The organism is Microbacterium sp. NPDC089190 (genome assembly GCF_040701795.1).
Classification (GTDB): domain Bacteria; phylum Actinomycetota; class Actinomycetes; order Actinomycetales; family Microbacteriaceae; genus Microbacterium; species Microbacterium galbum.
The window spans coordinates 891,912-915,965 of record NZ_JBFBHF010000001.1; the positions used below are offsets into that span (position 1 = coordinate 891,912).

Below are 24,054 nucleotides of genomic sequence, written 5' to 3' on the forward strand. Positions count from 1 at the left end.
CAGATGTCCTCTCTTGTCTACACAATTGCGCAAAATGGATATGGCCGCGCGTTCGCGCGTTGCATTAAGTCCCAAGAACGGTACGCCGACCGTATCGGCGCGCGATTCGTGGTCATCGACAAACCCTCTTACGTCCCGCATCCCGCGCTCAGCGCCTGGCTCAAGGTGCCAGTAATGCAGCACGCGCTCGATGAGGGCTTCGAGACCGTGGCGTACATTGATGCAGACTGCGAGGTTCGGGCTGACGCGCCGGACTTCTCCGACGAGTTCGGCTCACACCCCCACGCTGTCTTGATGGCTAACGGACGCTCAGGCCGTCTCAACTCGGGCGTGATGTTTAGCCGTCAATCGACCGAGGCGAAGGCGTTCTTCACCGCGGTTCGAGAGAGCCTCACGCAGAAGATCTCCGACGAAGCTCGAGCGAATCTCAAATACGAGAACGGCAACATCATCCACGTGGCAAACCAGATTGGTGGCGTCAGCATCCTCGGTAAGGAGTGGAACAACACCGAGGACGTCAACCTGCACGACAGGATCCGACACTTCAGTGGTCCGATGGCGGCCACCTACCGCCGTTCCTTCCTCGACGAGGCCTTCTATCGATTGATCAAGAACACGATCTCTCGCAGACCGGCTCAACCAGTTCAGCGTGAAGCTGACTTCGACAAGGCGCTTGATGATCTCGTCGCCGATGTGGTCCGCATCTACCCTTCTCTCTCCCAGTGAGGTCGTACGCGACGGATGAGTGAATCGGGTTCCGTAGGCGGGCGCGCAGCGAGCTCCATCCCCTGGATTGCGCTCGACAAGTGGGGCACGCGACTCATAAGCATCGTCGTCCTTCTTGTGCTCGGTCGCATTCTTTCGGTCGACGACTTCGGACTCATTGCGCTGGCTCAGATCTTCATTGCTTTCGCAGGCGTCTTTGTGGATCAGGGGTTCAGTAAAGCCCTGATCCAACGATTTGATCTCACGCCGACGCATGTCAATACCGCGTTCTTCGCGTCCAACGTCCTGGCGGTCATTCTCGCTGGCGCATCGGCGTTGCTCTCTGGACCAATTTCCTCCCTCTTCGGCTCCCCCGACCTCCAGCCAGTGATCGCCGTATTGTCCGGCGCCCTGGTCGTGAACGCCCTATCGTCAACGCCGGCCGCGCTGATGGAGCGCGATTTTCGGTTCCGCGAGCTTGCTATCAGACGAGTGTCCGGCGCGTTCGCGGGCGGAGTTGCCGGCATCGTTCTTGCTCTCGCTGGCGCAGGAGTCTGGAGTCTGGTGGCGCAGACGATGGTGGCAGCGGTCGTGGGCTTGATATCGATTTGGTTGACATCAGGCTGGCGCCCGGGGACGACGGTCTCGCGGGACGCACTGAGGGAGCTGTGGTCCGTCGGGTTCGCGGTCCTGGGCATCGAGCTGATCGGATTGGTCAACTCTCAATCCGACAGGCTCCTCGTAGCCGCTTTTCTGAGCACGGAGGCCCTGGGCTTCTACTTCATGGCCATGAGACTCGTTTCTCTTCTGGTCGAACTCTTCTCGTCGATCTTCTCCACAGTCTCGCTTACCTCTCTTTCACGGCTGCAGAACGACCGTCCCTCGATGCTGCGGCTGCTCTACAAGCTTGCGGGGTCCAGTTGCGCGGTGGCGATCCCCGTGTTCACCGGGGCGGTCATCATGGCTCCCGTCCTCTTCGAAGTCGTGATAGGCGCAAAGTGGCAACCCAGCGTCGTGCTATTTCAAATCCTTTGCGGACTCGGCGCTCTGAACGCGCTCGCTTACTTTGACCGGAGCACCCTGCTCGCCGTCGGTCGCGCTGGGGCAGCTTTTCAACTTACGCTCGGCCAAAGTATCCTCGGCATTCTGCTCGTGCTCGGGGTTGCGCCGTTCGGAGTGATCTGGGTTGCGTTGGCCGTGACCGCACGTCAGTATCTCTTTTGGCCTATTCGTTTGTGGTATCTCGCTCGGTACGCGGGTGTTCGCCCGCTGACCTACTTCGTCCAATGGTTCACGCCCTTTCTCATCTCCGTCTTCGTCCTTCTGGGCGCTTTCCTCCTGTCCTCTTACGTCGTCCGGTTTGACGATTCGCCGCTTGCTTACACGTTGGTCATGATTCCGTGGTGGCTCGGGTCCTTCGCGTTGGGATTTCGGCTATTCATGTGGGACACGGTCCGCACCGCCATTGAGGTCGTCCGGCGTCGGGGCAAGTGAGAGCGCGAAGTTCACAACACAATCTCGCCCTGAGGGCGGCGGCGACAGCAATCGCGATCGGCGCCTGACTGCGTCCATTCCTCAATGCGCCGCCGACAGGCATGGATTGGATTTGTCTGACGAACCCGCGTGAAGGCGAGAGCCGATCTGTTGAGGCGCAGGAGGAGATCGTAGGTCAGCCCGCGCTCTCCGGTCCTCGCACCTCCCTCGCCCCCCCGGAAAATAGCTCGGTCCTCTCGCTACAGAGCGTCGCGCGGATGGGACCGTATCGGCAGTCGATCGTTCCCCCAGTTGCGTAGATCCGCTTCCTGAGACGCTCTCTGCCGGCTCGATCTCGGAGGCCGCTTCCCGCCTGCGCGCGCCAACACCCGGGGCCTCACAAGGCCCCGCACAGGATCAGATCGATCAAGATGGCCTTCTCAGCCCCAAATCGGGCAACGATTTTGGGGTGTGGGTTGAGCCAAACGTCCGAGGCTGCAGACTCGGGCGGCGACGCGCAACGCCCGGACAGCCCAAGAAGCGTGCGCACGGCATTCCTGAAGCCATTCTTTGAATGTCGTAGGGTAGGCGGAGGGACGTCGAGTGCGGCGCGGTTTTTCTCGGCGGCCTGGGCCGCAGAGTCCGCGGGACGCTCGAGTCTCCGATCATCAACCGCTAGGCGAATGGACCAGGTTTGGAACTGCGCGACTATCTCAGGATCCTTCATCGGAACTGGGTCCTCATACTTGCGCTGACGGTCCTCGGTGGCGCCGGGGCGTTCGGCTACTCGTTGCTTCAGACTCCTACCTACGAAGCGAACACAGAGTTGTACGTGTCGGTCCGGTCCGATAGCTCGGGTGTGAGCGAGTTGGCGCAGGGCACCAATTTTGCGAGGCAGGCAGTCGTAAGTTTCGTCGACGTGGTGGACAGCGCCCTCGTGCTCGACCGCGTTATCGACGACCTGAACTTGGACACGACAGCGCAGACGTTGGCGAAGTCGGTGGCACCTTCGGCCTCCACCAATTCGGTGATCATCTCCATACGGGTCTCCGATGCGGACGCTGAACAGGCGGCCGCCATCGCCAACTCTGTCGGGAAGAACTTTGCCGACGTCGTGGTGAACCAGTTGGAGAAGCCCGAGGGCGACACCGCAAGCCTCGTACGCGTAGAGACGATCGCGCCAGCGCTGGTGCCGACATCTCCTTCATCCCCGCATGTCGCGATGAACATCGCTCTCGGCCTCATCCTTGGGCTCGTGGTTGGCCTGTCCATCTCAGTTCTCCGTACCGTCCTGGATACGAGGATTCACTCTCTGCACGACATCGAGGCCGCGACAGAGGCTCCGGTCCTGGGGGGCATTGCTCTCGACCCCGACGCGAAGAAGCGCCCACTCATCGTTCATGCGGACCCCCGGAACCCTCGCGCGGAGTCGTTCCGAAGCCTGCGAACCAACCTGCAATTCGTGGACGTCGACGGCTCATCCCGAATATTCGTCGTTTCCAGTGCCGGGCCGGGCGAAGGAAAGTCCACGACCACGGCGAACTTGGCAATCGCGCTCGCGGAAACCGGCGCAAGGGTAGCCCTGGTCGACGGTGACCTCCGGCTCCCCCGCGTGGCTGACTACATGGGTATAGAGGGAGGGGTCGGTCTTACCGACGTTCTCATCGGGCGGGCTGAACTCGTCGACGTTCTCCAGCAGTGGGGTACGGGGAGGCTTTTCGTCCTTCCGTCAGGCAGGACACCTCCCAACCCCTCCGAACTTCTGGGCAGCCAAGCCATGCAGCGAACTCTCGAAGCACTCGCAGACGCCTTCGACTACGTACTCGTGGACGCGCCGCCGCTGCTTCTTGTAACGGATGCTGCCGTGATTTCGAGATTTACAAGCGGAGTCCTGATGGTTGCAGCCTCTGGGACCACCCGGAAACCGCAGCTCACCGCCGCCGTGGAAAAGATCGGAGCGATCGGCAGCCGACTTTTCGGTGTGATCGTGACGATGCTCCCCTCGAAGGGTCCCGACAGTTACGGATACGGCTCCTATTCGTACACCGCGGGGCACGACGAACCGAAGAAGTCAGCCGCCTCCAGTCGGCGAACGCGCCGTAATGAGGCGAGCTGATGGATTTCAAGATCTTCTCGGTCTGTACGGGCAACGTATGTAGGTCACCGATTGCGGAGTTGATCCTGGCGGAGGAGCTCTCCTCGTACCCCACAGTCACCGTCGAGAGTGCCGGAATCGGTGCGCTGGTGGGGAGCGGCGTTCCAGAACCCGGCCGCCGGCTGGCGGGCGTTTATGACCTCGACGCCTCCCTCCATGTTGCACGGCAGCTCGACACGGAGATGATCCGTAGCTCCAGTCTCATCCTGGGCATGGCGAGGGAGCACCGTCGACGGGTGGTCGAGCTGGCGCCGGGCGCAATGCGACGTACCTTCACGCTCCGCGAGTTGGCTCGTATTGCTGACGCAGTCGAGGATCGTCTCCCACAGGCCGTTGAGGTCGCGCGCGGGCAAGGCCCCACGGCCGCCCTGAAGTCGGCCGTAGCCCTCGCTGCCGCGATGCGCGGGACGGTCCCTCCACCTGAGGACGCCGACGACTTCGATGTGGTGGACCCCTACCGCCAGTCGGACGACGTTTACCGTCAATCGTTTGAGGAGCTCGTCCCCGCGGCGCGGCGTGTGTCCGAGTTCCTCTCGCGCGCTGTGACCATCGCGTCAGTCTGAGTATCGGGTGCCAGCCACGGTGTGAGGTGTCGCCGCATCACCGTCGACTCATTTCCATCGTGACTCCACGCTCGACTTAGTCAAAGTGACAACCGGTTCGGCAGCGACGCTGGCCGCGCCAGAGGGACGCACGCAACCAGGTCACGGACCTTGTCCGTCGGCCTTGCCTCGGAAGAACTGGGGCCCCCTTGAAAATGCCATTCGAGAGGCAAGACGTTGTTGCATCTTTGAATAAGCTATGCGCCTGTTGGGGGCGATCCTCGGTCTGCAAACTGCTCGATATGGTGCGAGAGTGCGCACCATAATTGGGCAACTATCGCCAAGCCGCCGTGATCTCATTTTGATGACCGGTGTCGCAGCGGCGGGCGCCGTCGCCACGGCACAGCGCGGGCAACCTTCCCCTCCACCTCCCGCTTCGCTCTCCACATCGGTCCTCAACGTGAGGGACTTCGGCGCTACCGGCGACGACTCGTCCGACGACTCGGGCGCCGTGCAGGCGGCGATGAAAGAGGCTCAGGCGTCCCGAGCGCCGGCCACCATCTACTTTCCTGCCGGTGAGTATCGTGTCCGCGGAGGAGTAATCGTCGTCGACGAGGGCACACCGCTCCTCATCCGCGGTGACGGTGCGGGAGCTACCAGGATCTCATTCCTGGCGGGCGACACCTCCTCCGATCCCCTGGTTTCGGTGAACGCGGCATACTCCGCAGTCGAAGCCTTGCGGTTGGACGGTGGGGGTGCCAGAAATGGCGCAGCCCTGCTGGCATTGAATCAGGCCTACACGCGCGTCGATGGCTGCGTGCTCACCCACGCCCCTGGCACAGCGCTCGCGATTGGGGAGTCTGGTCCAGCATTGGTCCATGCGATCGAGAATGTGATCATCAGAGACGCGGGGCAGTACGGCATCCATGTGTTCGGAACTGTAGCCGGGCATGCCGGGGGATCAACCGACGGCCTCTGGTCGAATGTCGATGTCGGGCGGTCTGGGTTGTCTGGGGTCTTTCTCGAATCCTCGTCTCAGAATCTCTCGAACGTTCACGTTTGGCAATCGGGAACCGACCGCAATGCGGGGGATGACCGACATGGCTTCCGGGTCACTTCCCGAAGCCATATCTTGAACGGTTGCCAGGCCGAGACCAATCTCGGGGACGGGATCCGCTTCGAGAACGGCGGAGGCGATCACTCGGTCGTGAGCGCCGGCCGTGTATGGCAGAACGGCGGCTCGGGCTTGGTCGGAATTAACACGCACTTTCTGACCATCACAGGATGTTCTTTCACTCAGAACGGCAGAGCGAATGTCGGGGACGCCGCTTCCAAGAGCGCAACGAGTGCCGCGGCTATTCGAAACGAGGGCGGTGGTGGATGGGCGATTACAGGGTGCAGCGCGTGGGACGATGAGCAGCCATTGAAGGAGGTCAAGTCTCCAGCCCCGACGGACGGAGCGACTATCCCCAGCAGGGGGAAGCAACGGACTCAGACGTTCGCTTACGTCTCCACCGGAAAGGCTGATGATTCCGTCCTCACGGGCGGAGTGTGCTGCGCTGAAGACACGCTCAGTGGTGCGTCCATTCTCAGTGAATCGACGCGGCTCCGGGTCTGTGGAACCGACCTCGGAGCAGATACCGTCCCGCAAATCTCGACGATGGCAACGCTGACTCTCCCCCCGTGGGGAAGCACTGTACGGCTCGCCGGGGCGGGACAAATCTCACGCATAGAGCCGAGCTACGCAGGCAGGGTAGTCAATATTCTGTTACCAGCTGGGGCGACTGTAACCATAAGCGCCAAGAACCCCGCCTTGTTGCTGGCGGCTGATCTGACTGCATCTGGCGGAGGTTGCATCACGCTCGTTTGTTCGGGGGATGTCTGGCATGAGATCAGCCGAACAGCATGATCAACGCCCGCGGACACTCCTCAGGGTGGCTACCGCACGGGATAGGAGACGCGCTCTCAAACAAGAGCTCCCGGTTAGTCGCGGCGAATCCAGAACTGGAACCCGACCACGTCCCCCTCGAGGTCGTATGACCCTGCCACCCACGGCGCCAGCCCCGCGAAGTGGTCCTTATCCGCCGGACACGCGATCGAAATCCCGCACGACACGGGCGACTCCACGATGAGGGCCGGCGGAAAGGCTGTCACGTCTGCCAGGTACTGCGCCGGCAAGCCGGCGTATCCCTGCTCGACAGGCAACGAGTAGGTGATCGCCGTCGGCGACAACCGCTGCGAAGCCGCGAGAATCCACGTCTCCGCTCCGTGCACGAGCACACGGTCGTCGGGACTCGTCTCGGCGAGGACACGGTCGACGATCTGCGCCTGATAAGAGCCGGCGGTGAACACGCCCGCGCCGAGCGTGGTGCGAAGGCCCTGCAGGGCGGTCGTGCTCGAGCCGGACAGCACGATCGCCGCGAGCGCAATGAGTCCGATCGCTCGGCTCGTACGCTGCCGAGCGCGTGCTTCTCTGCGCCACCACTCCCCGACCGCCGACGACACCTCGGCACCGGCTCCGGCGACAGCGACGGCGAATCCGGCGATAGCCACGACGAGATAGTGCGGGTATGGTCGGCCGGACGCCATCTGAGAGAGCGCGTCGACCACTCCGACCCCGATGAAGACGACGATGACGGTCATGGCCGGTGACCACGTGCCCTTCGCGACGATCCGCCTCATGAGGACGGCGCCGATCATGACGAGCGCGGCGGCGACGACCGCTCCCGAGACGAGCAGCTGGGCCAGCGTCGCGAAAGAAGCGACGCGCTCCCCCAGCGGCGTGCCCTCGGAGTAGAAGAGGTTGTATCGGACGTACTGGTCCACCGCCGCCCGCAGGGCATCACCCGTCCACAACCACAGGGTCAGCGCCACGCCGACCGCGGCGATGACGCCGATGACGGACGCAGCGACGGCGAGGCGCCGCCGGAAGAAGACGACGCACACACCCGCGAGCACCAGCAGACCCGCGACGTTGTTCATACGCGTGAACAAACCGACGGATGCGGCGAGGCCAAGTGTCATGCCTGCTCCGACGAGGATCCGTGCGGGAGCGTCCCGCCCGAAGCGCAGCACGATGTCCGCGACGAGGCTGTAGGCGACGAGCTGGAACGGGAACAGCCACGTCTCCGTGAAGTTGCCCCCCTCGAAAACCCCGAGATAGGTCACGCCGGTGATGAGCACGACCACGGCCGCCCATGCGCGGATCCACCGCGCCCAGACCAGGCCCGCGACGGTGAGCCCGAGGAAAAGGACGATCGCCTCGAGGATCGGAGCACCGACGATGCCACCCCCGAGACGCCACGCGAGGGTCTCGATCACCGCGAGGAGCGGGCCCTTGTGATCCCATGAGTCGACATAGGGCATTCCCCCGCGCGAGACGACCATTCCCGTGTAGAGGAAGACTCCGGAGTCACGCGTGATGTGACCGCTGACGATCATCGGCACGTAGGCAGACAGGCTCACGATGAGGGCGGATGCCGCCGTGAGCAGCGCGGGGCGCGCGGTCAGGCGCGTCATCCGACGGACTCGCGGACACCGACGACGTTGCGCTCACGCCACTTCTGCAGCACACGCCGGTCCCGGGCGTGGACGGCAGCCACCGTCGCCGCCGCCGCGGCGACTCCCACCCAACCCCCCACGGTGTTCGCGATCACGTCGTTGACGGTTGCGAAGCGCGCCGGCAGCACGAAGAACTGCAGCGTTTCAAGCGCGACCGACAGGGCGGGCACGAGGGGCAGCGCCAGCCACAAGAATCGCGTCGGGAAGACGAGGGAGAGGAAATACGCCAGGGGGACGAACATGGCGATATTCGCCGAGAACTCAAGCCAGCGGTAGCCGAACCACTGCGGAACACCATTGCGATGCAGGATCGACAGGACGCGCTCGATGGCGCTCTCGTACCCCTGGTCGATGGGTGTCGGCGACAACGTGGCCGCCAGCACGACGGCGAGGCAGAGCCCCAGACCCGTCCAGGCGAACAGGTGACGCACGATCAGCCGCGCACGGTCGCGTCGTGCGGAACCCCGCGCCGAACGGAGCCGAGGATGTCGACCCGCCACAGTTCACCGAGCGCTCGGGCGGCGAATCGCACGAGACGACGCGGAGGCAGTACGGCACGCGCACGCCCGCCACCCCACATCGTGCCCTGTGCGACCGCGCCGCGACGGGGGATGCTGGCGACGGAGACGTACCGCACCCGCAGCCGTTCGCGTGCTTCGGAGATGGAGAAATGCACGTGAGGGACGAGGGCGTCCGCCGGGACACCGTCGACGAGGCGACGCAAAGCCGCCTGCCCGTAGGCGCGGAGAGGAGTGTTGACGTCGGGGACGGACCTCCCGCACAACAGGAACACCGCGAACCGCACCAGCCCGCTCAAGGCGCGCCGGAACCAGGGATCGGTGCGCCCGCGTCGCACGCCGTGCACGACATCGGCCTCCGCGTGGTCGAGAGCCGAGGCCACGCGGGCGATGTCGTCTCCGTAGAACTGCCCGTCGCCGTCGACGTGCACGATGATCCCGGCTCCGCTGCGGAGGCCCTGTTCGTACGCGGCGAGCGCCGTGGGGCCGTGACCCTGATTGCGCGGGGAGCGGATGACGTCGGCGAGGGGGGCGGCCGCGTCGCTGGTGGCATCCGTGGACGCATCGTCGACCACGATCACGGAAACGGAGACACCGATGCTCTCGAACGAGGCGTGGATCTCCGCGAGGAAGGACGGCAGAGCCTCGGCCTCATTGAAGGCCGGTATCACGACCGCAACATGGTCTTGCGCCTGCACCCTGGCATCCCCGCTCTCAGCCGGGACGGATTCACCCGGCAATTCCCCCGAACATGTAGCGTATGACACTCGTGGGGCGCAGCCGGAATCTTCGTCGTGCGGGCGCTCTGTCTGCCCGCTTCCTCATCGTGGGCGCGATCAGCACCGCGATCGAGATCGCCGCCTTCAATCTGCTGCTTCTGACGGGGATGGGTCCCGTCGCGGCGAAGATCGTCGCGTCGCTCATCGCCCTCGTCAACGCCTATATCGGCAACCGCGAATGGGCTTTCCGTTCGCGCGCACGAACGGGTGCCGGGCGGCAGATGGTGAAGTTCCTCCTCGTCAACGCCGCCTGCACGGGTCTCGGTGCGGGTGCCGTCTGGCTCGGAGCACGCGCGCTCGAGGCCGTGTTCGGAGCGGCTGACCCCGTGGGTCTCAATGTCGTCAACCTGTTCGCGATCGGCGGGGTGACCGTCATCCGGTTCGTGCTCTATCACTTCGTCGTGTTCCCACCGGCGCGGACGATTCCAGCCGCCGAAAGCCCCTCGGGTAGGCTCGCCCCGTGAAAACCGCCCCCCGCGTGCTCGGCACCTTGTCTCTGCTCGCCGCGCTCGCCTCCATCGGGGTGCAGCTCGCGGTCGTCGCGCGCTTGTGGGCGGCCTTCGTCGAGACACTGTCGCTCACGGGCACCCTCGCCTTGAGCGCCGCGGGTGCGGTGCTCGGCCTGGCCCTCGCCGTCGTCGCGGTGATCCTGCGACGCGGCTCGGTGGGCGTGCTCGCCCCGATCGCGGGACTGATCAACCTCGGCCTTCTTGCGGCATACGCCTACCTCTTCGCGGTGCTCTGAGTCACCCCGCGGACCGGCATCGCCAGGCTCCTGACAAACCGCTGTACCCGATCAGCCGCACGCCGTCTCGGTCACACTGGTGCGCACCGGGTTGACCATGGGGGTGTGCACGAGCGACACCTCGCCGCCGTCTTCGGGCGCGCCCTCGAACGTCATCGTCAGCGTGTGCGCCTGCTGCAGCCCGTTGACGACCCACATGCGACCCACGGGGCGGCCGAGGTGTTCACCATTGGTGATCTCGACGTCGGTCCCGTCGATCGTCGCCTTCACGAATCGCGCGCCACTGGGCCCGTAGAACTGGATGTCCGTCCCGATCGTTCCCTTCGGGTAGTGCCGCGCGCCGTCGACGTAGTTCACAAGACCGTCCGAGGTCGCTTGGTCGAGCGCATTCACGAAGGTCACCGTCGTGGTGTACGTGGGCACCGCAGAGCAGCGGTCGGCGACGACGTCGGCGGACATCCAGGTGTAGAAGCTCAGCTTGCCCTCGGTGAGGTCGTTGACGAACACACCCAGCGTCGTCTGGTCGGGGCCGTCGCTCTCCGGCAGCGGGCCGGACAGACGCGATCCGTCGAATGCGGACTCGATGCCGTCGTCGAAGGAATGGAAGTAGACCCTGTTCTCGTCGACCGCCTGAACAACGGCCGTTGCGAAGGGGACAGGCTTGAAGTCGCCGGAGGAGACCGCGTCGAAGACCTCCACGGCAGCTGAGGCGAAGAACGCGTCCTGGTCGTCGTTCTTGGGGTACCTGGCGTAGACATCGCTCAGCAGGATCTTCACCGCGTCGTTCGAGGTCAACTTGTCACCGGTCGCCAGCGTGATCGGACCGGTCGCCCGGAGGATGTACGACAGCACCACGGGGTCGATGGAGATGACCCCGTCGATCTGCGTGCCGAACGACTCGGTCCAGTAAGCCTTGGCGAGTTCGGCCGACAGGGTGAAGTCGGGCGTCGACGTGATGTCCTGCGAGTACCGACCGACCTTGTCGTCGTAGAGCTTCACAACCTCGGGGTCGAGGTCGATGATCGGCGTCTCGCGCTTGTTCGTGAAGTCACGGCTCGTCGCCTGCGCGGCGATCTCGAGCTTGCCGCCGTCGAAGCGGAGCATGACCACGGATGCCGGGATGCCGCCGGTTCCGCGCGCCTCAGCGTTGTTCTGCACGAGGAGCAGGTAGTTCTTCGCGCCGTCGGCGCCCATCATCGTCGACAGGTGCGGCATCACGGCGTTCGCGCGAGACAGCGCCGGCTGCAGGGCATCGACGGCGCCCGTGAGCTGCGAGAGCGGCCCACGCAGCATGCCCGGCGTGTCGGCGAGGTCGACGCCGGAGAGGGCATCGGCCGCGCGCTCTCCGGCATCCGCCGCCGTCGACACCGGGCCGGCGAGTGAAGAAAGCGCGGCGATGTCGAACACTCCCCCCGTCGGGCGCAGGAGACCCGGGTCGATGTCGGACAGGGCGGGCAGGACGCCTTGCGCCAGCTCATCGATCGCGACAGTCGACTCTCGGACCGCGTGCAGAGTGGGGCCCACGAACGGTGCTTGCTCCGCCACCCACCAGAACGGGGTGTCGGCTGCCCCGCGCGCGGCCGCTGCGTGCCCCTGCAGCGTCTTCACGGACGCCTGAACGGCTGCCGGGTCGTCGCCCCCGAACTCGTCCTGCAGTTGAGAGACCACGGGCACGGCGGCGCGCAATTCTTTTTGCGCGATGAATGCGCCGATTCCGACCGCCGCGACGACGATGACGAGAAACGCCGCGACGACGCCGAGCGCGATCCACGCAATTCTCGTGGGGCTCAGGCGGGTGAGGGAGATACGCGACATCACATTCCGTTCACGCCGCGAGTCCAGGGTCCGGCGTCGTGCGCAACAGGGCCCATCGCGCAAATCGGTATGCTAGCGGAGTCGAATGGAAAGACGGTTGATGCGCAGAGCGCTCACCCTGGGGGCTCATTCGACTCCTACCCGCCGAAAGACGAGGAGCCGCGTGGGATCCGACCGCACGCCATCCGTCGCCATCATCGGCACCCGGGGGTATCCGAGCTATTACGGCGGATTCGAAACCGCGGTTCGCCGGCTCTCTCCTTACCTCGTCGATCACGGCTGGGATGTGACCGTGTACGGGCGTCCCGGGTCGATCGAACCCGACGATCCCGAACGCGACCGCCGGGTGGTCTCACGGCAGACGAAGGGAGTCGATTCGCGCGCTCTCAGCACGTTGTCGTACGGGTTCACGTCCACTTTCGATGCGGTTCGTCGCCGACCCGACGTCGCGCTCATCATGAATGTCGCGAACGGCTTCTGGCTCCCGATGCTGCGCGCTCGTGGCATCCCCACGATCGTCAACGTGGACGGTCTCGAATGGGAACGCGAGAAATGGAGCGCGCTGGGGAAAGCCGTCTTCAAAGCGGGCGCACACGTCACGGCCAGATGGTCCACGGAACGGGTCGTCGACGCACGCACCATCGGTGACGCGTGGCAATCGCGTTTCGGCGTCGGGGGAGAGTTCATCCCCTACGGTGCCGACGTGCCCGCACCGTTGCCCGTCGAACCCGGCTTCTCGCACCGCGGATACGCCTTGCTGGTCGCACGTTTCGTGCCGGAGAACACCGTCGGCCCGTTCTTCGACGCCGCCGAGCGCCTGGCCGAGACCCACGACGTGATCGCTGTCGGCTCGGCGGGCTACGGCGGCGAGCTCGACGACCGCGCGGCCGCCCTCGCCACGCGTCTGCCCCGCTTCCACTGGTTCGGCCATGTGCACGACGACAACCGCCTCCACAGCCTCTGGCAGCACGCCGGCGCGTACTTCCACGGCCACAGCGTGGGCGGCACCAACCCCGCTCTCGTACAGGCCATGGCCGCGGGGGCGCCGATCGTGGCGCGCGACACCGTGCACAGTCGCGAGGTGCTGGGAACGGACGCCGGCGAGTTCACCGGCCCGGCTCCGGCCGACATCGAGAACTCCCTCCGTCGACTACTCGACAGCCCCGAGCGACAGCAGCAGCTCAGCGCGGCGGCGGTGCGGCGCGCCCGCGAGGCGTACTCGTGGGAGAGCGTCAACGCCGCGTACGAACGGCTCCTGCGCGCGCACCTGAACCCCGCGGGCGACCGTAAGAACGAAGCGCAGGAACGGGAACGCTGACGCCATGGGCATCGCCGGGAAGATCATCCACGAGCAGCGCGAGCGCCTGCGCGAGGCCGGCAGCGACCGGTGGCGCATCGTGAGTGCGCAACTCGCGGCGAAGGTCGGGCCGATGGCCGCGCGAGGGGCTCTCCTTGCCCCCCGCCTCGGATCCGTCCGGGGCCTGCCGTTGATCGGGCGGGGCGTGCGCGTGCGCAACCCTCACCTCGTGCACGCCGGTCGTGACCTGGTCGTCGAGGACTTCGCCGAGATCCAGGGTCTCAGTCGAGACGGCATCCGGTTCGGCGACGGCGTCTCGATCGGGACGGGGTCGCTCATCCGCCCGAGCAGCTACTACTCTCGCGCGATCGGCGTCGGGCTCGTCATGGGTGACGGCAGCAGCCTCTCCCCCGGGTGCTACATCGGCTGTTCCGGCGGGGTGACCATCGGCGAGAAGACCATGCTCGGCCCCGGTGTGCGCGTCTTCGCCGAGGATCACGTGATGAGCGACCCCTCGCTCGACGTGAAGTCGCAGGGCGTCGAGTGGTCGCCCATCACCATCGGATCCGGATGCTGGATCGCCAGCGGTGTGACCATCACTTCCGGCGTGACGATCGGCGACGGCGCCGTCGTCGCCGCCGGCGCGGTGGTGACCCGCGATGTGCCCGCCGGCGCGGTCTACGGTGGCATCCCCGCCCGGGAGTTGAAGTCGCGGAGCGCCGAGTGAAGACGCGTCGCTGCATCGTCATCCACCCCTCCGACGAGATGTACGGCGCCGATCGCGTGCTGCTCGAGGTGCTGCGGACGGCCCCCGACGATCTCGACATCGAGGTCTGGTTGCCCACCGACGTGGAGTACCCCGAGCGACAGCTGACGCGGGCGCTCGAGGATGCCGGCATCCGCGTGCGTCATCTCGCTCTGCCCATCATGCGCAGGGCCTATCTGCGCCCGGCGCGGCTGCCGGCGCTGGGATGGAGGACGCTGACCGCGAGTGTGCGCCTTCTGGCGGCTCGTCCTCGGCTCGTCTACCTCAACACCGCCGCTGCGGCCCTGGCCGCACCCGCTGCTCGCGCGTCGGGCGCACGTGTGGTTCTGCACCTTCACGAGCACATCGACGAGCGCTCGCGTGCCGTCGTCCCCTTCCTCCGTTTCGCGCATCGCATCATCGCCGTGAGCCGTGCGGTCGCCGACGTTTTGCCCCCGCCTCTTCGCGCGCGCACCCGGGTCGTGAACAACGGTTTCTCGGCGGACGCCCCCACCGACCTGCCTCCCTTCACTGATGGCATCCGCCTGGTCATCGCGAGCCGGTGGAACGCCTGGAAGGGCCACGCCGTCCTGCTCGCCGCGTGGAACGCCGCGCGACGCGACGATCTGCACCTCACGGTGCTGGGCGACAAACCCCCGAGTGGCGAGGCCGTCGATGTTCCCGCCCTGGTCGCGGTCTCTCCCCGTCCGCACAGCATCACGGTCGTCGGCCCGACCTCGGAGGTGAGGGCACACCTCGACGCCGCGCACGTCGTTGTGGTGCCGAGCACCTTGCCCGACCCGCTGCCGACGATCGCCATCGAAGCCCTCGGCGCGGGACGTGCCCTGCTCGCCAGCGACGGGGGCGGTCTGCGCGAGATCGCAGGAGACAGCCCTCTGCTGGTCGCCCCGGGAGACGTTGCGGCGTGGACCCGCGCGCTGGAGGGCCTCGACGAGGACACCGTGCGCGCCGCCGCGTCCGCCGCTCGCGCTCGCTTCGAGCAGTTGTTCTCTCGCGACACCTTCGATCAGCGCATGCGCGACGAGCTCTGGAACGAGGTCGCCCGGTGACGATCTCGACCGCCTCGGCCTTCCAGCGGCCCTCGCTGACCGGGCGGACCCGCCTCATCACGATCGCTCTCATCGCCGCGGTGGTGGTCAGCTCGTTCCTGGGCCGGTACGACGCGGAGATCCTCGGGTTCCGCGTCCGCGTCGAACAGGTCGTGCCGCTCGTGCTGGCGGGATGGATGCTGATCCATCCGGTGCTGCGGTCGGCGTTGTTGCGCGCGCTGCGGCACCCGGTGCCCCTCGTGTTCGCCGCCTTCGTCGCGTGGAACATCGTCACGACATTGATCTTCTCGCCGAGCCTGACGTGGAGCGCGTCGATCCTCATCTGGCTGCTGATCGATCTGCTGTTGCTGCTGTCGATGATGGCCCTCGCCGAGGGCGCCGACTTCGCCGGCCGGCTCGGGAGACTCTCAGTCGCTCCCTGGGCGCTCGTCGGCTTCGCCGCCTACGTCGTCGCGAACCTCACCCGCGGTCAGGTGGCGCTCGGCGCCGACTTCGACTATCTCTACGAGGTCTACGTCGCCCGCGTCACCGCGATCGAGGCCAACATCTACGCATCGATCCTGATCTTCTGGACGCTGCTCGCGATCACCCGGCGCGGCATCGGTCGCTGGGAGACAGCGGCAATCGCCGTCTCCGTGCCCCTCGGTCTCGTGGCTTCCCAGACGCGCACGGCCGTCTTCAGTCTCGTGCTCGGTCTCGCGGTGTTCGGCGTGTTCACCGTGTTCTCGCTGCGCTCGAGCTGGCGGGAACGCGTCCGGCGCATCGCGCCCGCTCTCGTGCTGATCGGGACGCTCGTGGTCACCTACGGCATCGTCGCCGCGCTGGGCGGCACCGAGCCCGCGGATCGCACCCTGCCGGAAGCGACGGCCTCCGCACCGGCCGCTACGGGCGCCCCGGCCGTGACGCCGACTGCGACCCCTTCCCCCGCCCCCACCCGGGAGCCCGACCCGACCAACCCCGAGCAGCAGAACAAGATCGGCGACGTCGACTTCCAGGGCGGCACGGTCGGCTTCCGTCTCGAGGTCGCCGGTCTCGCCGCGCAGGAGATGAAGGGCGTCAACCTGTGGTTCGGCAACGGCACGAACACCTTCGGCCTGCGACACGAACAGCCCGGCACCCCCGGAGTCAGCGGGCACATCATCATGCTGCCCGTGCAGGTGCTCTACGACGGAGGGATCGTCGGTCTCGGGCTGCTCGTCGCACTGTTCGTCGCGGTCTTCGTGTGCGTCCCTCGCCCGCGCAAGCCGATCGCGGCGGGTCTGCTCGCCTCGTACCTGCTGTCGGCGACCCTCACGAGCATGTTCTGGTTCGCGATCACGTGGATCCTCATCGCGGTGCTGCTGCGGCCCCTGACCGAGGACGAGCGTGACCTCGACCGCTCCTGAGGCGCCCCGGCCCCATCGCGCCCGCAGCGTCGCCCTGCTGACCGGGGTGTCCGCTCTCTCGGCCATCTCCCCCCTGATCGCGCTGCCACTCATCACGCGCGCCGCGGGCCCCACGGGGTTCGCGGAGATCGCGATCGGTCAAGCGCTCGGAACCCTCGCGGCGACCCTCATCACCTTCGGCTGGGCCGTGCGCGGGCCGGTCGAGGCAGCGCGGTCCTCGCACCCCTCGCGCGTCTTCCGCGCCAGCATCGTCGTGCGGGGTGCGAACAGCGTGCTGATCCTGCCCGTCGTGGCCGTCGTCGCCGCGCTCGCGAGCCACGCCGACGATCACGCGCTCGCGATCGTCTCGGCCCTGGCCTTCTCGCTGCAGGGGCTCTCCCTCAGCTGGTACGCGGTCGGCGTCGGCCGGCCTCTGCTGTCGCTCGTGTTCGACGCCCTCCCCCGCATCGTGCTGAACCTCGTCGGAGCCGTTCTGGCTCTCGTCACCGGCATCCCCCTGCTCTACCCGGTGATCCTGCTGGCCGGAACCTTCGCGGCGTTCGTCGTCGCCACGTGGCTGATCGGCCTGCGTGAGCGGTTCGCGGTCGGCGAGACCCTGCGCGACGCACGGTCGGCCTACCGCGGGGGCTGGCGCACGGCGCTGGCCGCCGGCCTGCTGACGTTCTCCGAGACGGCGCCGTTGTCCACCCTCGGCGTGGCCACCTCACCCGCGGCGATCGGCTTCGCCCCCTTCGATCGCGTGCTGAAGTACGGCTACATCGGCGTGTACATGATCACGTCGTCGTTCCAGGGGTGGGTGTCGTCCGCGGCCGGAGCCGCCGGGCTCCGTCGGATGCGCCGCGCGGTCGGCATCCACGGGCTGCTCGCGATCGGGCTCGGCGCCGGGTTCGCGCTGGTGGTCCCCTGGGCGACCCCGATCGCGCTCGGTCCGGGCTTCGAGATCGCCCCCCTCACCGCTCTGTTCGGTGGCATCGCCCTCGCCGCGATGACCCTGGCGACCGCCCTCGGAATGTGCGTCGTCCTGCCATCCGGGCGCGACGGCGCCTATCTGGCCTCGGTCTGCGTGGCGGCCGTGCTGATCGTGCCCGCGGTCCTCATCGGTGCGGGCCTCGGCGGGGTCGCGGGCGCCGCCGCCGGCGTCGCTGCCGTTCAGCTCGCGGCTTTGCTGGCGCTGAGCGTCGCTGCGGTGCCGGTGCTGCGCGGTCGGTGACCCTCGTCGCGGCCGATCAGGCCAGGAGGTAACCGGCGGCCGACATCGCGACCCAGACGGCGGTGAAGATCAGACCGGCGAGCAGAGGCCCCCACGGCCGACGCGACAGGGCGACGAAGACGGATGCCGCCAGGCCGAGGCCGATGAGGAGAGCACGCGGCATACCCGACACCGTCGGGGAGAACACGGCCGGCACGACGGCGAAGGCGAGCGTCGACGCGGCTGCAGCCGTGACCCGGCTCCACACCGGCGTCAGGCGCGTGGCGGCGAAGGACTCGGCGGCGGGGTAGACGAAGAAGATCGCGAAGAACGTCAGGCCCAGCACGACGATGAAGGGTGCGGCGACGCCGAGCACGAGCCAGCGGGGGGACAGGGCCGCGAGAGCGGGGAACCCGAGATCAGCGGCGAAGACGCCGGTGAGGAACGGCAGGATGACACCGAGCACGAGGGCCCACAGCACGTCGAGCGCCCGCAGCGAGAAGAACCCGGCGAAGCGCGTCCGGGCCGCCAACGCGAGTCCCGTCGCGCCCAGGATGAGAGCTGCGGCGAGAGCACCGATACTGCGGCCGACGTCGCCGTCGAAGGCGAGCGAGGCGAGCGAGCCGACAGCGAGGGCGACGACGAGCGCCCCGAGCGCAGCGGCAAGGGGCTTCCACGTGCCGGCGAAGCCCGCGCCGCGCCGCGGTGTCGAAGACGCTCGGCCTACGCCCCGGCTCTCGGGCCGCTCCGCGGCCGTGCCGCCGATGTCCGCCGGGATTGTAGAGTCGCCGCCGATCTCGACGCTGTTGGCGACGCGTGCTTCCCGACGGGATCGTCGGCTCGGGTCGACGGCAGCATCATTCACCCGCTCAGCATACGGGTTCCACCCGCGGCGCCCGGGTGGAGGACGCGAGGCAGCCGCGAGGCACTGCTGCGGCTTGCGCGCCAGGGTGAAGACTCAAGTAGGCTCGCGCTCACGCGAAGGATGAAGTGGGGACGACCGGAACGCTGATGGCACGCACACGTCGCCGTGAGGGGAGCCGCACCGCAGCCGCTCCGCCCGGGGCACCCGGACCAGCCAGCGAGCTGGTCCCGCTCCCCCACAATGTGGCGGTCGAGCTGCTCGCCGCGGCCGTGAACGATTTCGCGGAGCTGCACGGCATCCGCGTTCTGACGATCAAGGGTCGTGTGCTCGCGGATCAGGGACTTCGCGCGGTCCGCGGTTCGTCGGACGTCGACGTCCTGGTCGATCCGTCGGCATTCGAACGCCTGTGGCGCCTCCTCCGCTCGAGCGGGTGGACCGATCGCGACAAGGCCGTCCTGGTCGAGCTCCCTCGAGAGGGATCCGTGCTCGCGCCGCACGCGCGAACCCTGGAGCACCCGCAGTGGCCCTGTCACCTGGACCTCCATCGGTACTATCCGGGATTCCTGAGCCCCGCTCAAGACGTGTTCGACACCCTGTGGGAGGCCCGCTCGAAGATCGAGCTGGCGCACAGCGTGTGCCCCGTCCCCTCTGCGACCGACCACTGGCTCGTCGCCGCTCTCCACGCCGCCCGCTCCCGCGATGCCGTCCAGCTGCTCGATCTCGAGGAACGGGCAGCCGAGCGCCTGAGCGCGGACATGGGCGACCTCTCCCGACGAGCTGTGGCGACGGGAGCAGTCGGACCCCTCCGCGACACCCTGAAACGGCTCACCGGCGATACCTTCGCCCTGTCGCCCGAAGCGGACCGGCTGACGGCATTGTGGCGACGACGCGTGGAGTCGCCGGACGACCTCCCCGAGACCCTTGCCGAGCAATTCGCCGGCGCGAGCTGGCCGGCCCGCGCACGCCTGGCGGCTCGTAAGCTCGTCCCCAGCCCACGCTTCGCTCAAGCGTTCTTCGGCGTCGCCGACGATCCGCTCAGCCTGCTCCGCTTCTACCTGCGGCGCATCGTCACCGCGCCCGCCAAGCTGCTCCGCATCCTCGAAGCTGCACGTCGACGGAGGTCGTGAATGACTCACTCCACGCCCGTGTGGCAGCGCTCACCCGGAATCGGTTGGACGCGGGACGGCTCGGCGGCGTACATCGCGCTCCCCGCACGGATGACGCCGTTCGCCGTCATCCGGCTGTCCGATGTGGGCGTCGCGATCTGGGAGCTGATCGACGGGCTTCGCGACGAGGATGAGATCGTCTCGGAGATCGTCCGCGTCTGGGAGGCGGACGAGGCCGACGTGCGGCCGACGGTCGCCTCCTTCATCGACGCACTCGCTACGAAGGGCGTCGTGCAGCCGAGCGACGGCTGAGCCGGTCGGCTGGACCCGTGAGCGCGCTTCGTCAGCGGGCCGCTCGGCGGGAGCGCCGCGAGGGCGAGGCACTGTCGCCAGTCGTCGACGCCGCCACCGCTGTGCTCCGGCGGATGCCGGGCCCCTCATCCACGCGCGCCGACGTTCGCGCCTTCCCTTTAGAGGCCTTCGCGGGTCCCGCTGCCGTCACCGTCTCCGGAGTCGCCGATGGCGGTGCCGCGTAGTAGTCCCCGGTGTACTGGTAGTCGTCGTAGCCGCGGCCGCGTCCGCGGACGGGCACCCGGTTGATGACCACCCCGAGGCAGCGCGCGTTCGCCTTCTCGAGGTTGAGCATCGCCTTCTTCAGCGTCTCGATCGTGGTCTTGCCGACGCTGGCCACCACCATCACGCCGTCGGCATGGTGTCCGAGCACGGCGGCGTCGGTCACGGGGAGCAGCGGCGGTGCATCGATGATGATCGTCGCATCCGCCGACAGCGTGCGCATGAGATCGCGCATGCGCTCCGAGCCGAGGACCTCGGAGGGGTTCGGGGGAAGCATCCCCGCTCCCAGGACCAAGAGGTTGCCGTCGACGCCGACCGGCTGCGCGACCTCATCGAAGAGAGCGCGACCGGCCAGAACGTCGGTGAGGCCCGCACCGTCGATCAGGCCGAAGATGTTCGCCACCATGGGCCGTCGGAGGTCACCGTCGATCAGCACGACGCGTTGCCCGCTCGCCGCGAGCACGATCGCGAGGTTCGCGCTGGTGGTGGACTTTCCGTCGCCGGGGAGCGGGCTGCTGATGACGATCACGCGCGGAGGATTGTCCACGTCGATGAATTGGAGGTTGGTGCGCAATTCGCGGAGCGACTCCGCCACGCGGAAGAATTTCGCACGCGCTCCGCCGCTCATCCCCCCGTCGAAGGGAACCAGCCGACCGGTGTCGGTGAAGGACTTCTCAAGAGGAATGGTGCCGACAACGGGATGCCCGGTCTCGCGTTCGACCACCTCTGCAGATCGGATGCGGCGGTCGAGAACGTATCGGACCACGGCCCCCGAGACTCCCGCAGCGAGACCGATGAGACCGCCGACGGCCAGCGCGATACGCCAGTTCGGCGAACTGGGCGAGCGGGGCAGCTGAGCGGAATCCCCCGCGATGAGCTGCACGAGCGCTTGGCCCCCGTCTCGCGATTCGAGACGCGAGATCTCGGACGACATCGCCTGGATCCACGCCTGCGCGAGATCACGCGCGCCCTCGGGCGTCGAGGCGTTCGCGACGACGAGGAGGTTCACCGTGTCGACGGGATTGCTCACGCGCACCTGATCGACGAGCGTCTCCGGGCGGGTGTCGAGCCCCAGCTGCGTGATGACGTCTTCCGCGACCGACCGCCACGTGCCCAGATCGATGTAGGACTTGACCTTGGACTTCGCGAGGTTGTCGGCGATGAGCGCGGATCCGGTGTCTTCACCCTGGCCAGTCACGGCGACGAAGCCGCTGGCATCCGCGGTGTAGACGGGCTTCTGCAGGGCGACCCAGCCCGCGGCGGCCCCGATGCCGAGGAGAGTGCCGAGAAGCAGCCACACCCAGCCCACTCGGATGATGCGCAGGTACGTCTGCAACTCCACCGGACACACTCCCTTTCACGCCGTCATCGCGACAGCCTCGCCCCCCGGGCGTCTCAGCGCGAATTCCGAGGAATGCCTCGGGCACATGATTCTAGAACCCGCCCGCGCGTCTCCGTGAACACGAACGAGCGCATTCACACTCTCATTCTTAGCGTCCGGAGAAGGTCGGCGTCGACCGACGTCATGCCGAGGTGGACGACGTCTCGGACAGGGCACGTCGCATTGTCCGCTCCGATGCGAATCCGCTCTGCCGCGCAATGCGCTGCACGGTCATTCCCGAATCCGCTCGCACCTCGAGGAGGGCACGGGCGAAATCGACGCGGAGCGAACGGAGATACGTCGACGGCGACGTCCCGCGTTTCTCGAAGAGGCGATGCAGGTGTCGCGACGACACGTGCAGCTCCGCCGCGGCGGCCGCCACCGAGAATCGCGGATCGGTGAACCTCGACTCGAACAGCAACCGCACGCGATTGAACGTCGAGGTCCGCGCCGCCGCGACCACCTCGCGCTCCCCCGCGGAGAAGAACAACGCGAACGCGATGTCGAGGAGCGTCCTCTCCATGACCATCGCTTCGACCATGCTCAATGACGGCCGCATTCCCGCGACCGTCGTCACGTATGCCCGCGCCGCCAGGGCGGCCGTCGTGAGGGACGGCCGACTCGAGACGCGATCGACGTCGAGACCGAGGTCCTCCACCGCGGCCCGCGGAAGCCACAGCGTCGCCGCCGCTCCCCGGCTCCAGACCAGGCGCAGAGGGAATCCGTGGCGGAGGACGATCGGCGCGCGGTCCACCCCCTCGCGCGGGGTGTCGCCCTCGACGGTCGCCTGCGCCTCGTCCACGGGGAAGACGATCCCGATGTAGCCGGTATCGCCGGCCTCCGACCACAGCCACAGATCACCGTGATCGACCGCGTGCAACGTGATCGCGGCGCGCCCGGCTGAGGTGACACCGGCCGGATGCGGAATGCGCGACATCCGCAGGTGGTCCCGCAACAGCGCACGGATCGGGGCACGATCCGCGCCCGGATCGACCGCCAGGTTCCACGATGCGATGCTGCTCATCCGACCCCCCAGCCTCGATCGCAGCGTTGCTTGTCAGGGGGTGTGGTTGCACGGATAGACGGTGTGAGCAGCACTGCGCACGACCGCACCACGGCGCCCCGCCCCCGCCCCCTTACATTCGGGAGACGGGGCGCCGTGATCCTCCACCGCACGGTAGCCGCCGGCATCCGGCGTCGGTCGGCTCGACCGCGGATATCGGTACCGGAGTCAGTAGTCGCGTCGGTAGTCGGCCGGCCCTCCGCCGGCGCTCCTCCGTAGCCCGCCGGTATCCGGCGCGGACGTCAGAGGATGCCGGCTCCGACCGGGACCAGAATCGAAGACGACGCCACGAGCGTGCGTCCCGGGAACACGATGGTCGCGGTGACGGGGAACGACGCCAACGCATTGATCCCGACGCCCGTGCTGACGCCTGCGAGGCCCCACACCACGGGGATGTCGAGGGTCCCGTTCGACCCGACGCTGAAATTCTTCGACGTGGTGAACGACGTCTGCGGGAATCCGTACTGCGATCCGAGCGCGCTCTGGTACACCGCGGTCCGCTGGCCGGTCGTCGTCAGCGTGCTGTCGAACCGATAGACCCCGAATCCGCGAGCGCGTCCGACGGAGACGTTGATCCCGACGGGGCGCTGCACCGTGATCGTCACGGTCGCGGTTCCCGACAGCGCGCCGGCGCCGTTGGTGACCCGGAGCGTCGTCGGCACCGTGATCGCCACCGCGGCGGTCGCCGTAGACGCCGAGTCGAGGACATTGAGGGTCAGCAGGCTCGTCACGTCGTCCGTGAGGGCCACGGCGGCGTTGTTCACCGACGCGGAGGCCGCAGGAGCCGCGACAGCGGCCGCGATCACCGGAACCGACCACGCGGCGCCCTTCAGAACGGTACGCCGCTCGATCCCCCGCGCCGCACCCGTCGCACCCGACGCCGTGTCCGATGACAGCTCTTCCAACATCGATTCTCCCCTTTTGCGAAAAAGCGGGAACCGGTCGAACCCGCCACGCGATCGTCGCGAAGGGGGCTACTGGTCGACATCGGTAAGGTCTCATCACGGCCGCGAAAGGTCCGAAAGTGACCGGTCGGAAATGCGAAACAGGCGCCGCGAACGGCGCCTGAATGTCGGAAACGGACGCC

Annotated in this window: 22 protein-coding genes; 14 read left to right on the forward strand and 8 right to left on the reverse strand. The window is 67.1% G+C overall.

What is annotated here, in order from left to right:
* The first annotated feature begins 3 nt into the window (after positions 1–3).
* The 5 genes from AB0230_RS04465 to AB0230_RS04485 all read left to right on the forward strand — a co-directional run bounded on the left by AB0230_RS04465 (position 4) and on the right by AB0230_RS04485 (position 6,784).
* Entirely contained in the window at positions 4–726 is a 723-nt protein-coding gene (locus tag AB0230_RS04465; protein ID WP_366374186.1) for a hypothetical protein, read from the forward strand.
* A gap of 15 nt (positions 727–741) precedes the next feature.
* Positions 742–2,199, forward strand: a complete 1,458-nt coding sequence (locus AB0230_RS04470; RefSeq protein ID WP_366374188.1) for a lipopolysaccharide biosynthesis protein — start codon at positions 742–744, stop codon at positions 2,197–2,199.
* A 673-nt stretch (positions 2,200–2,872) separates the two neighbouring features.
* Positions 2,873–4,294: a polysaccharide biosynthesis tyrosine autokinase gene (locus tag AB0230_RS04475; protein ID WP_366374190.1), complete on the forward strand. Its 1,422-nt coding sequence runs from the start codon at positions 2,873–2,875 to the stop codon at positions 4,292–4,294.
* On the forward strand, positions 4,294–4,896 hold the full coding sequence (locus AB0230_RS04480) for a low molecular weight phosphatase family protein (protein ID WP_366374192.1): 603 nt from the start codon (positions 4,294–4,296) through the stop codon (positions 4,894–4,896). The genes AB0230_RS04475 and AB0230_RS04480 overlap by 1 nt, the downstream gene beginning before the upstream one ends.
* A gap of 439 nt (positions 4,897–5,335) precedes the next feature.
* The gene (locus AB0230_RS04485; RefSeq protein ID WP_366374194.1) at positions 5,336–6,784 is read left to right on the forward strand and encodes a glycosyl hydrolase family 28-related protein; all 1,449 of its coding nucleotides are present in this window, start codon (positions 5,336–5,338) and stop codon (positions 6,782–6,784) included.
* A gap of 74 nt (positions 6,785–6,858) precedes the next feature.
* On the opposite strand, the gene AB0230_RS04490 is transcribed toward AB0230_RS04485, so the two are convergent.
* The 3 genes from AB0230_RS04490 to AB0230_RS04500 are packed head-to-tail and all read right to left on the reverse strand — an operon-like array spanning position 6,859 to position 9,652.
* The gene (locus tag AB0230_RS04490; protein WP_366374196.1) at positions 6,859–8,394 is read right to left on the reverse strand and encodes a hypothetical protein; all 1,536 of its coding nucleotides are present in this window, start codon (positions 8,392–8,394) and stop codon (positions 6,859–6,861) included.
* On the reverse strand, positions 8,391–8,867 hold the full coding sequence (locus AB0230_RS04495) for a VanZ family protein (RefSeq protein WP_315993635.1): 477 nt from the start codon (positions 8,865–8,867) through the stop codon (positions 8,391–8,393). The genes AB0230_RS04490 and AB0230_RS04495 overlap by 4 nt, the downstream gene beginning before the upstream one ends.
* 2 nt (positions 8,868–8,869) lie before the next feature.
* Positions 8,870–9,652 (reverse strand): glycosyltransferase family 2 protein, encoded by a 783-nt coding sequence (locus AB0230_RS04500; protein WP_176776565.1) that lies wholly within the window; start codon positions 9,650–9,652, stop codon positions 8,870–8,872.
* A 62-nt stretch (positions 9,653–9,714) separates the two neighbouring features.
* On the opposite strand from AB0230_RS04500, the gene AB0230_RS04505 reads away from it, so the two are divergent.
* Both AB0230_RS04505 and AB0230_RS04510 read left to right on the forward strand, forming a co-directional pair.
* Positions 9,715–10,197 carry a GtrA family protein gene (locus AB0230_RS04505; RefSeq protein ID WP_315993636.1) on the forward strand — a complete coding sequence of 161 codons (483 nt, stop codon included), beginning with the start codon at positions 9,715–9,717 and terminating at the stop codon, positions 10,195–10,197.
* Positions 10,194–10,478: a hypothetical protein gene (locus tag AB0230_RS04510; protein ID WP_315993637.1), complete on the forward strand. Its 285-nt coding sequence runs from the start codon at positions 10,194–10,196 to the stop codon at positions 10,476–10,478. The genes AB0230_RS04505 and AB0230_RS04510 overlap by 4 nt, the downstream gene beginning before the upstream one ends.
* 51 nt (positions 10,479–10,529) lie before the next feature.
* On the opposite strand, the gene AB0230_RS04515 is transcribed toward AB0230_RS04510, so the two are convergent.
* The gene (locus AB0230_RS04515) at positions 10,530–12,293 is read right to left on the reverse strand and encodes a DUF4012 domain-containing protein (protein ID WP_363387119.1); all 1,764 of its coding nucleotides are present in this window, start codon (positions 12,291–12,293) and stop codon (positions 10,530–10,532) included.
* Positions 12,294–12,456: 163 nt separating this feature from the next.
* On the opposite strand from AB0230_RS04515, the gene AB0230_RS04520 reads away from it, so the two are divergent.
* Genes AB0230_RS04520 through AB0230_RS04540 form a run of 5 tightly spaced genes read left to right on the forward strand, consistent with a single transcriptional unit; the run spans position 12,457 to position 18,000 of the window.
* On the forward strand, positions 12,457–13,611 hold the full coding sequence (locus tag AB0230_RS04520) for a glycosyltransferase (RefSeq protein ID WP_315993639.1): 1,155 nt from the start codon (positions 12,457–12,459) through the stop codon (positions 13,609–13,611).
* A 4-nt stretch (positions 13,612–13,615) separates the two neighbouring features.
* Complete coding sequence (locus tag AB0230_RS04525; protein WP_315993640.1) at positions 13,616–14,317, forward strand: DapH/DapD/GlmU-related protein; 702 nt, start codon at positions 13,616–13,618, stop codon at positions 14,315–14,317.
* Positions 14,314–15,405 carry a glycosyltransferase family 4 protein gene (locus AB0230_RS04530; protein ID WP_366374200.1) on the forward strand — a complete coding sequence of 364 codons (1,092 nt, stop codon included), beginning with the start codon at positions 14,314–14,316 and terminating at the stop codon, positions 15,403–15,405. Before AB0230_RS04525 ends, AB0230_RS04530 begins: the two co-directional genes overlap by 4 nt.
* On the forward strand, positions 15,402–16,790 hold the full coding sequence (locus AB0230_RS04535) for a hypothetical protein (protein WP_366374202.1): 1,389 nt from the start codon (positions 15,402–15,404) through the stop codon (positions 16,788–16,790). Before AB0230_RS04530 ends, AB0230_RS04535 begins: the two co-directional genes overlap by 4 nt.
* Complete coding sequence (locus tag AB0230_RS04540; protein ID WP_363387133.1) at positions 16,771–18,000, forward strand: hypothetical protein; 1,230 nt, start codon at positions 16,771–16,773, stop codon at positions 17,998–18,000. Before AB0230_RS04535 ends, AB0230_RS04540 begins: the two co-directional genes overlap by 20 nt.
* 16 nt (positions 18,001–18,016) lie before the next feature.
* Here AB0230_RS04540 and AB0230_RS04545 read toward each other — a convergent pair whose 3' ends face one another.
* Complete coding sequence (locus tag AB0230_RS04545) at positions 18,017–18,844, reverse strand: hypothetical protein (RefSeq protein ID WP_315993644.1); 828 nt, start codon at positions 18,842–18,844, stop codon at positions 18,017–18,019.
* A 146-nt stretch (positions 18,845–18,990) separates the two neighbouring features.
* Between AB0230_RS04545 and AB0230_RS04550 the strand changes: the two genes are divergently transcribed.
* Positions 18,991–19,971, forward strand: coding sequence for a nucleotidyltransferase family protein (locus AB0230_RS04550; RefSeq protein WP_366374205.1), 981 nt, complete (start codon positions 18,991–18,993; stop codon positions 19,969–19,971).
* A complete protein-coding gene (locus tag AB0230_RS04555; RefSeq protein WP_315993646.1) occupies positions 19,972–20,262 on the forward strand; it encodes a PqqD family protein in 291 nt (96 codons plus the stop codon). It abuts the gene before it with no gap.
* A gap of 31 nt (positions 20,263–20,293) precedes the next feature.
* Here AB0230_RS04555 and AB0230_RS04560 read toward each other — a convergent pair whose 3' ends face one another.
* The 3 genes from AB0230_RS04560 to AB0230_RS04570 all read right to left on the reverse strand — a co-directional run bounded on the left by AB0230_RS04560 (position 20,294) and on the right by AB0230_RS04570 (position 23,875).
* On the reverse strand, positions 20,294–21,865 hold the full coding sequence (locus tag AB0230_RS04560; protein WP_315993647.1) for a polysaccharide biosynthesis tyrosine autokinase: 1,572 nt from the start codon (positions 21,863–21,865) through the stop codon (positions 20,294–20,296).
* Between the two features lie 181 nt (positions 21,866–22,046).
* The gene (locus AB0230_RS04565) at positions 22,047–22,928 is read right to left on the reverse strand and encodes a helix-turn-helix transcriptional regulator (RefSeq protein WP_366374207.1); all 882 of its coding nucleotides are present in this window, start codon (positions 22,926–22,928) and stop codon (positions 22,047–22,049) included.
* A gap of 281 nt (positions 22,929–23,209) precedes the next feature.
* The gene (locus AB0230_RS04570; protein WP_366374209.1) at positions 23,210–23,875 is read right to left on the reverse strand and encodes a hypothetical protein; all 666 of its coding nucleotides are present in this window, start codon (positions 23,873–23,875) and stop codon (positions 23,210–23,212) included.
* Positions 23,876–24,054: the final 179 nt, after the last annotated feature.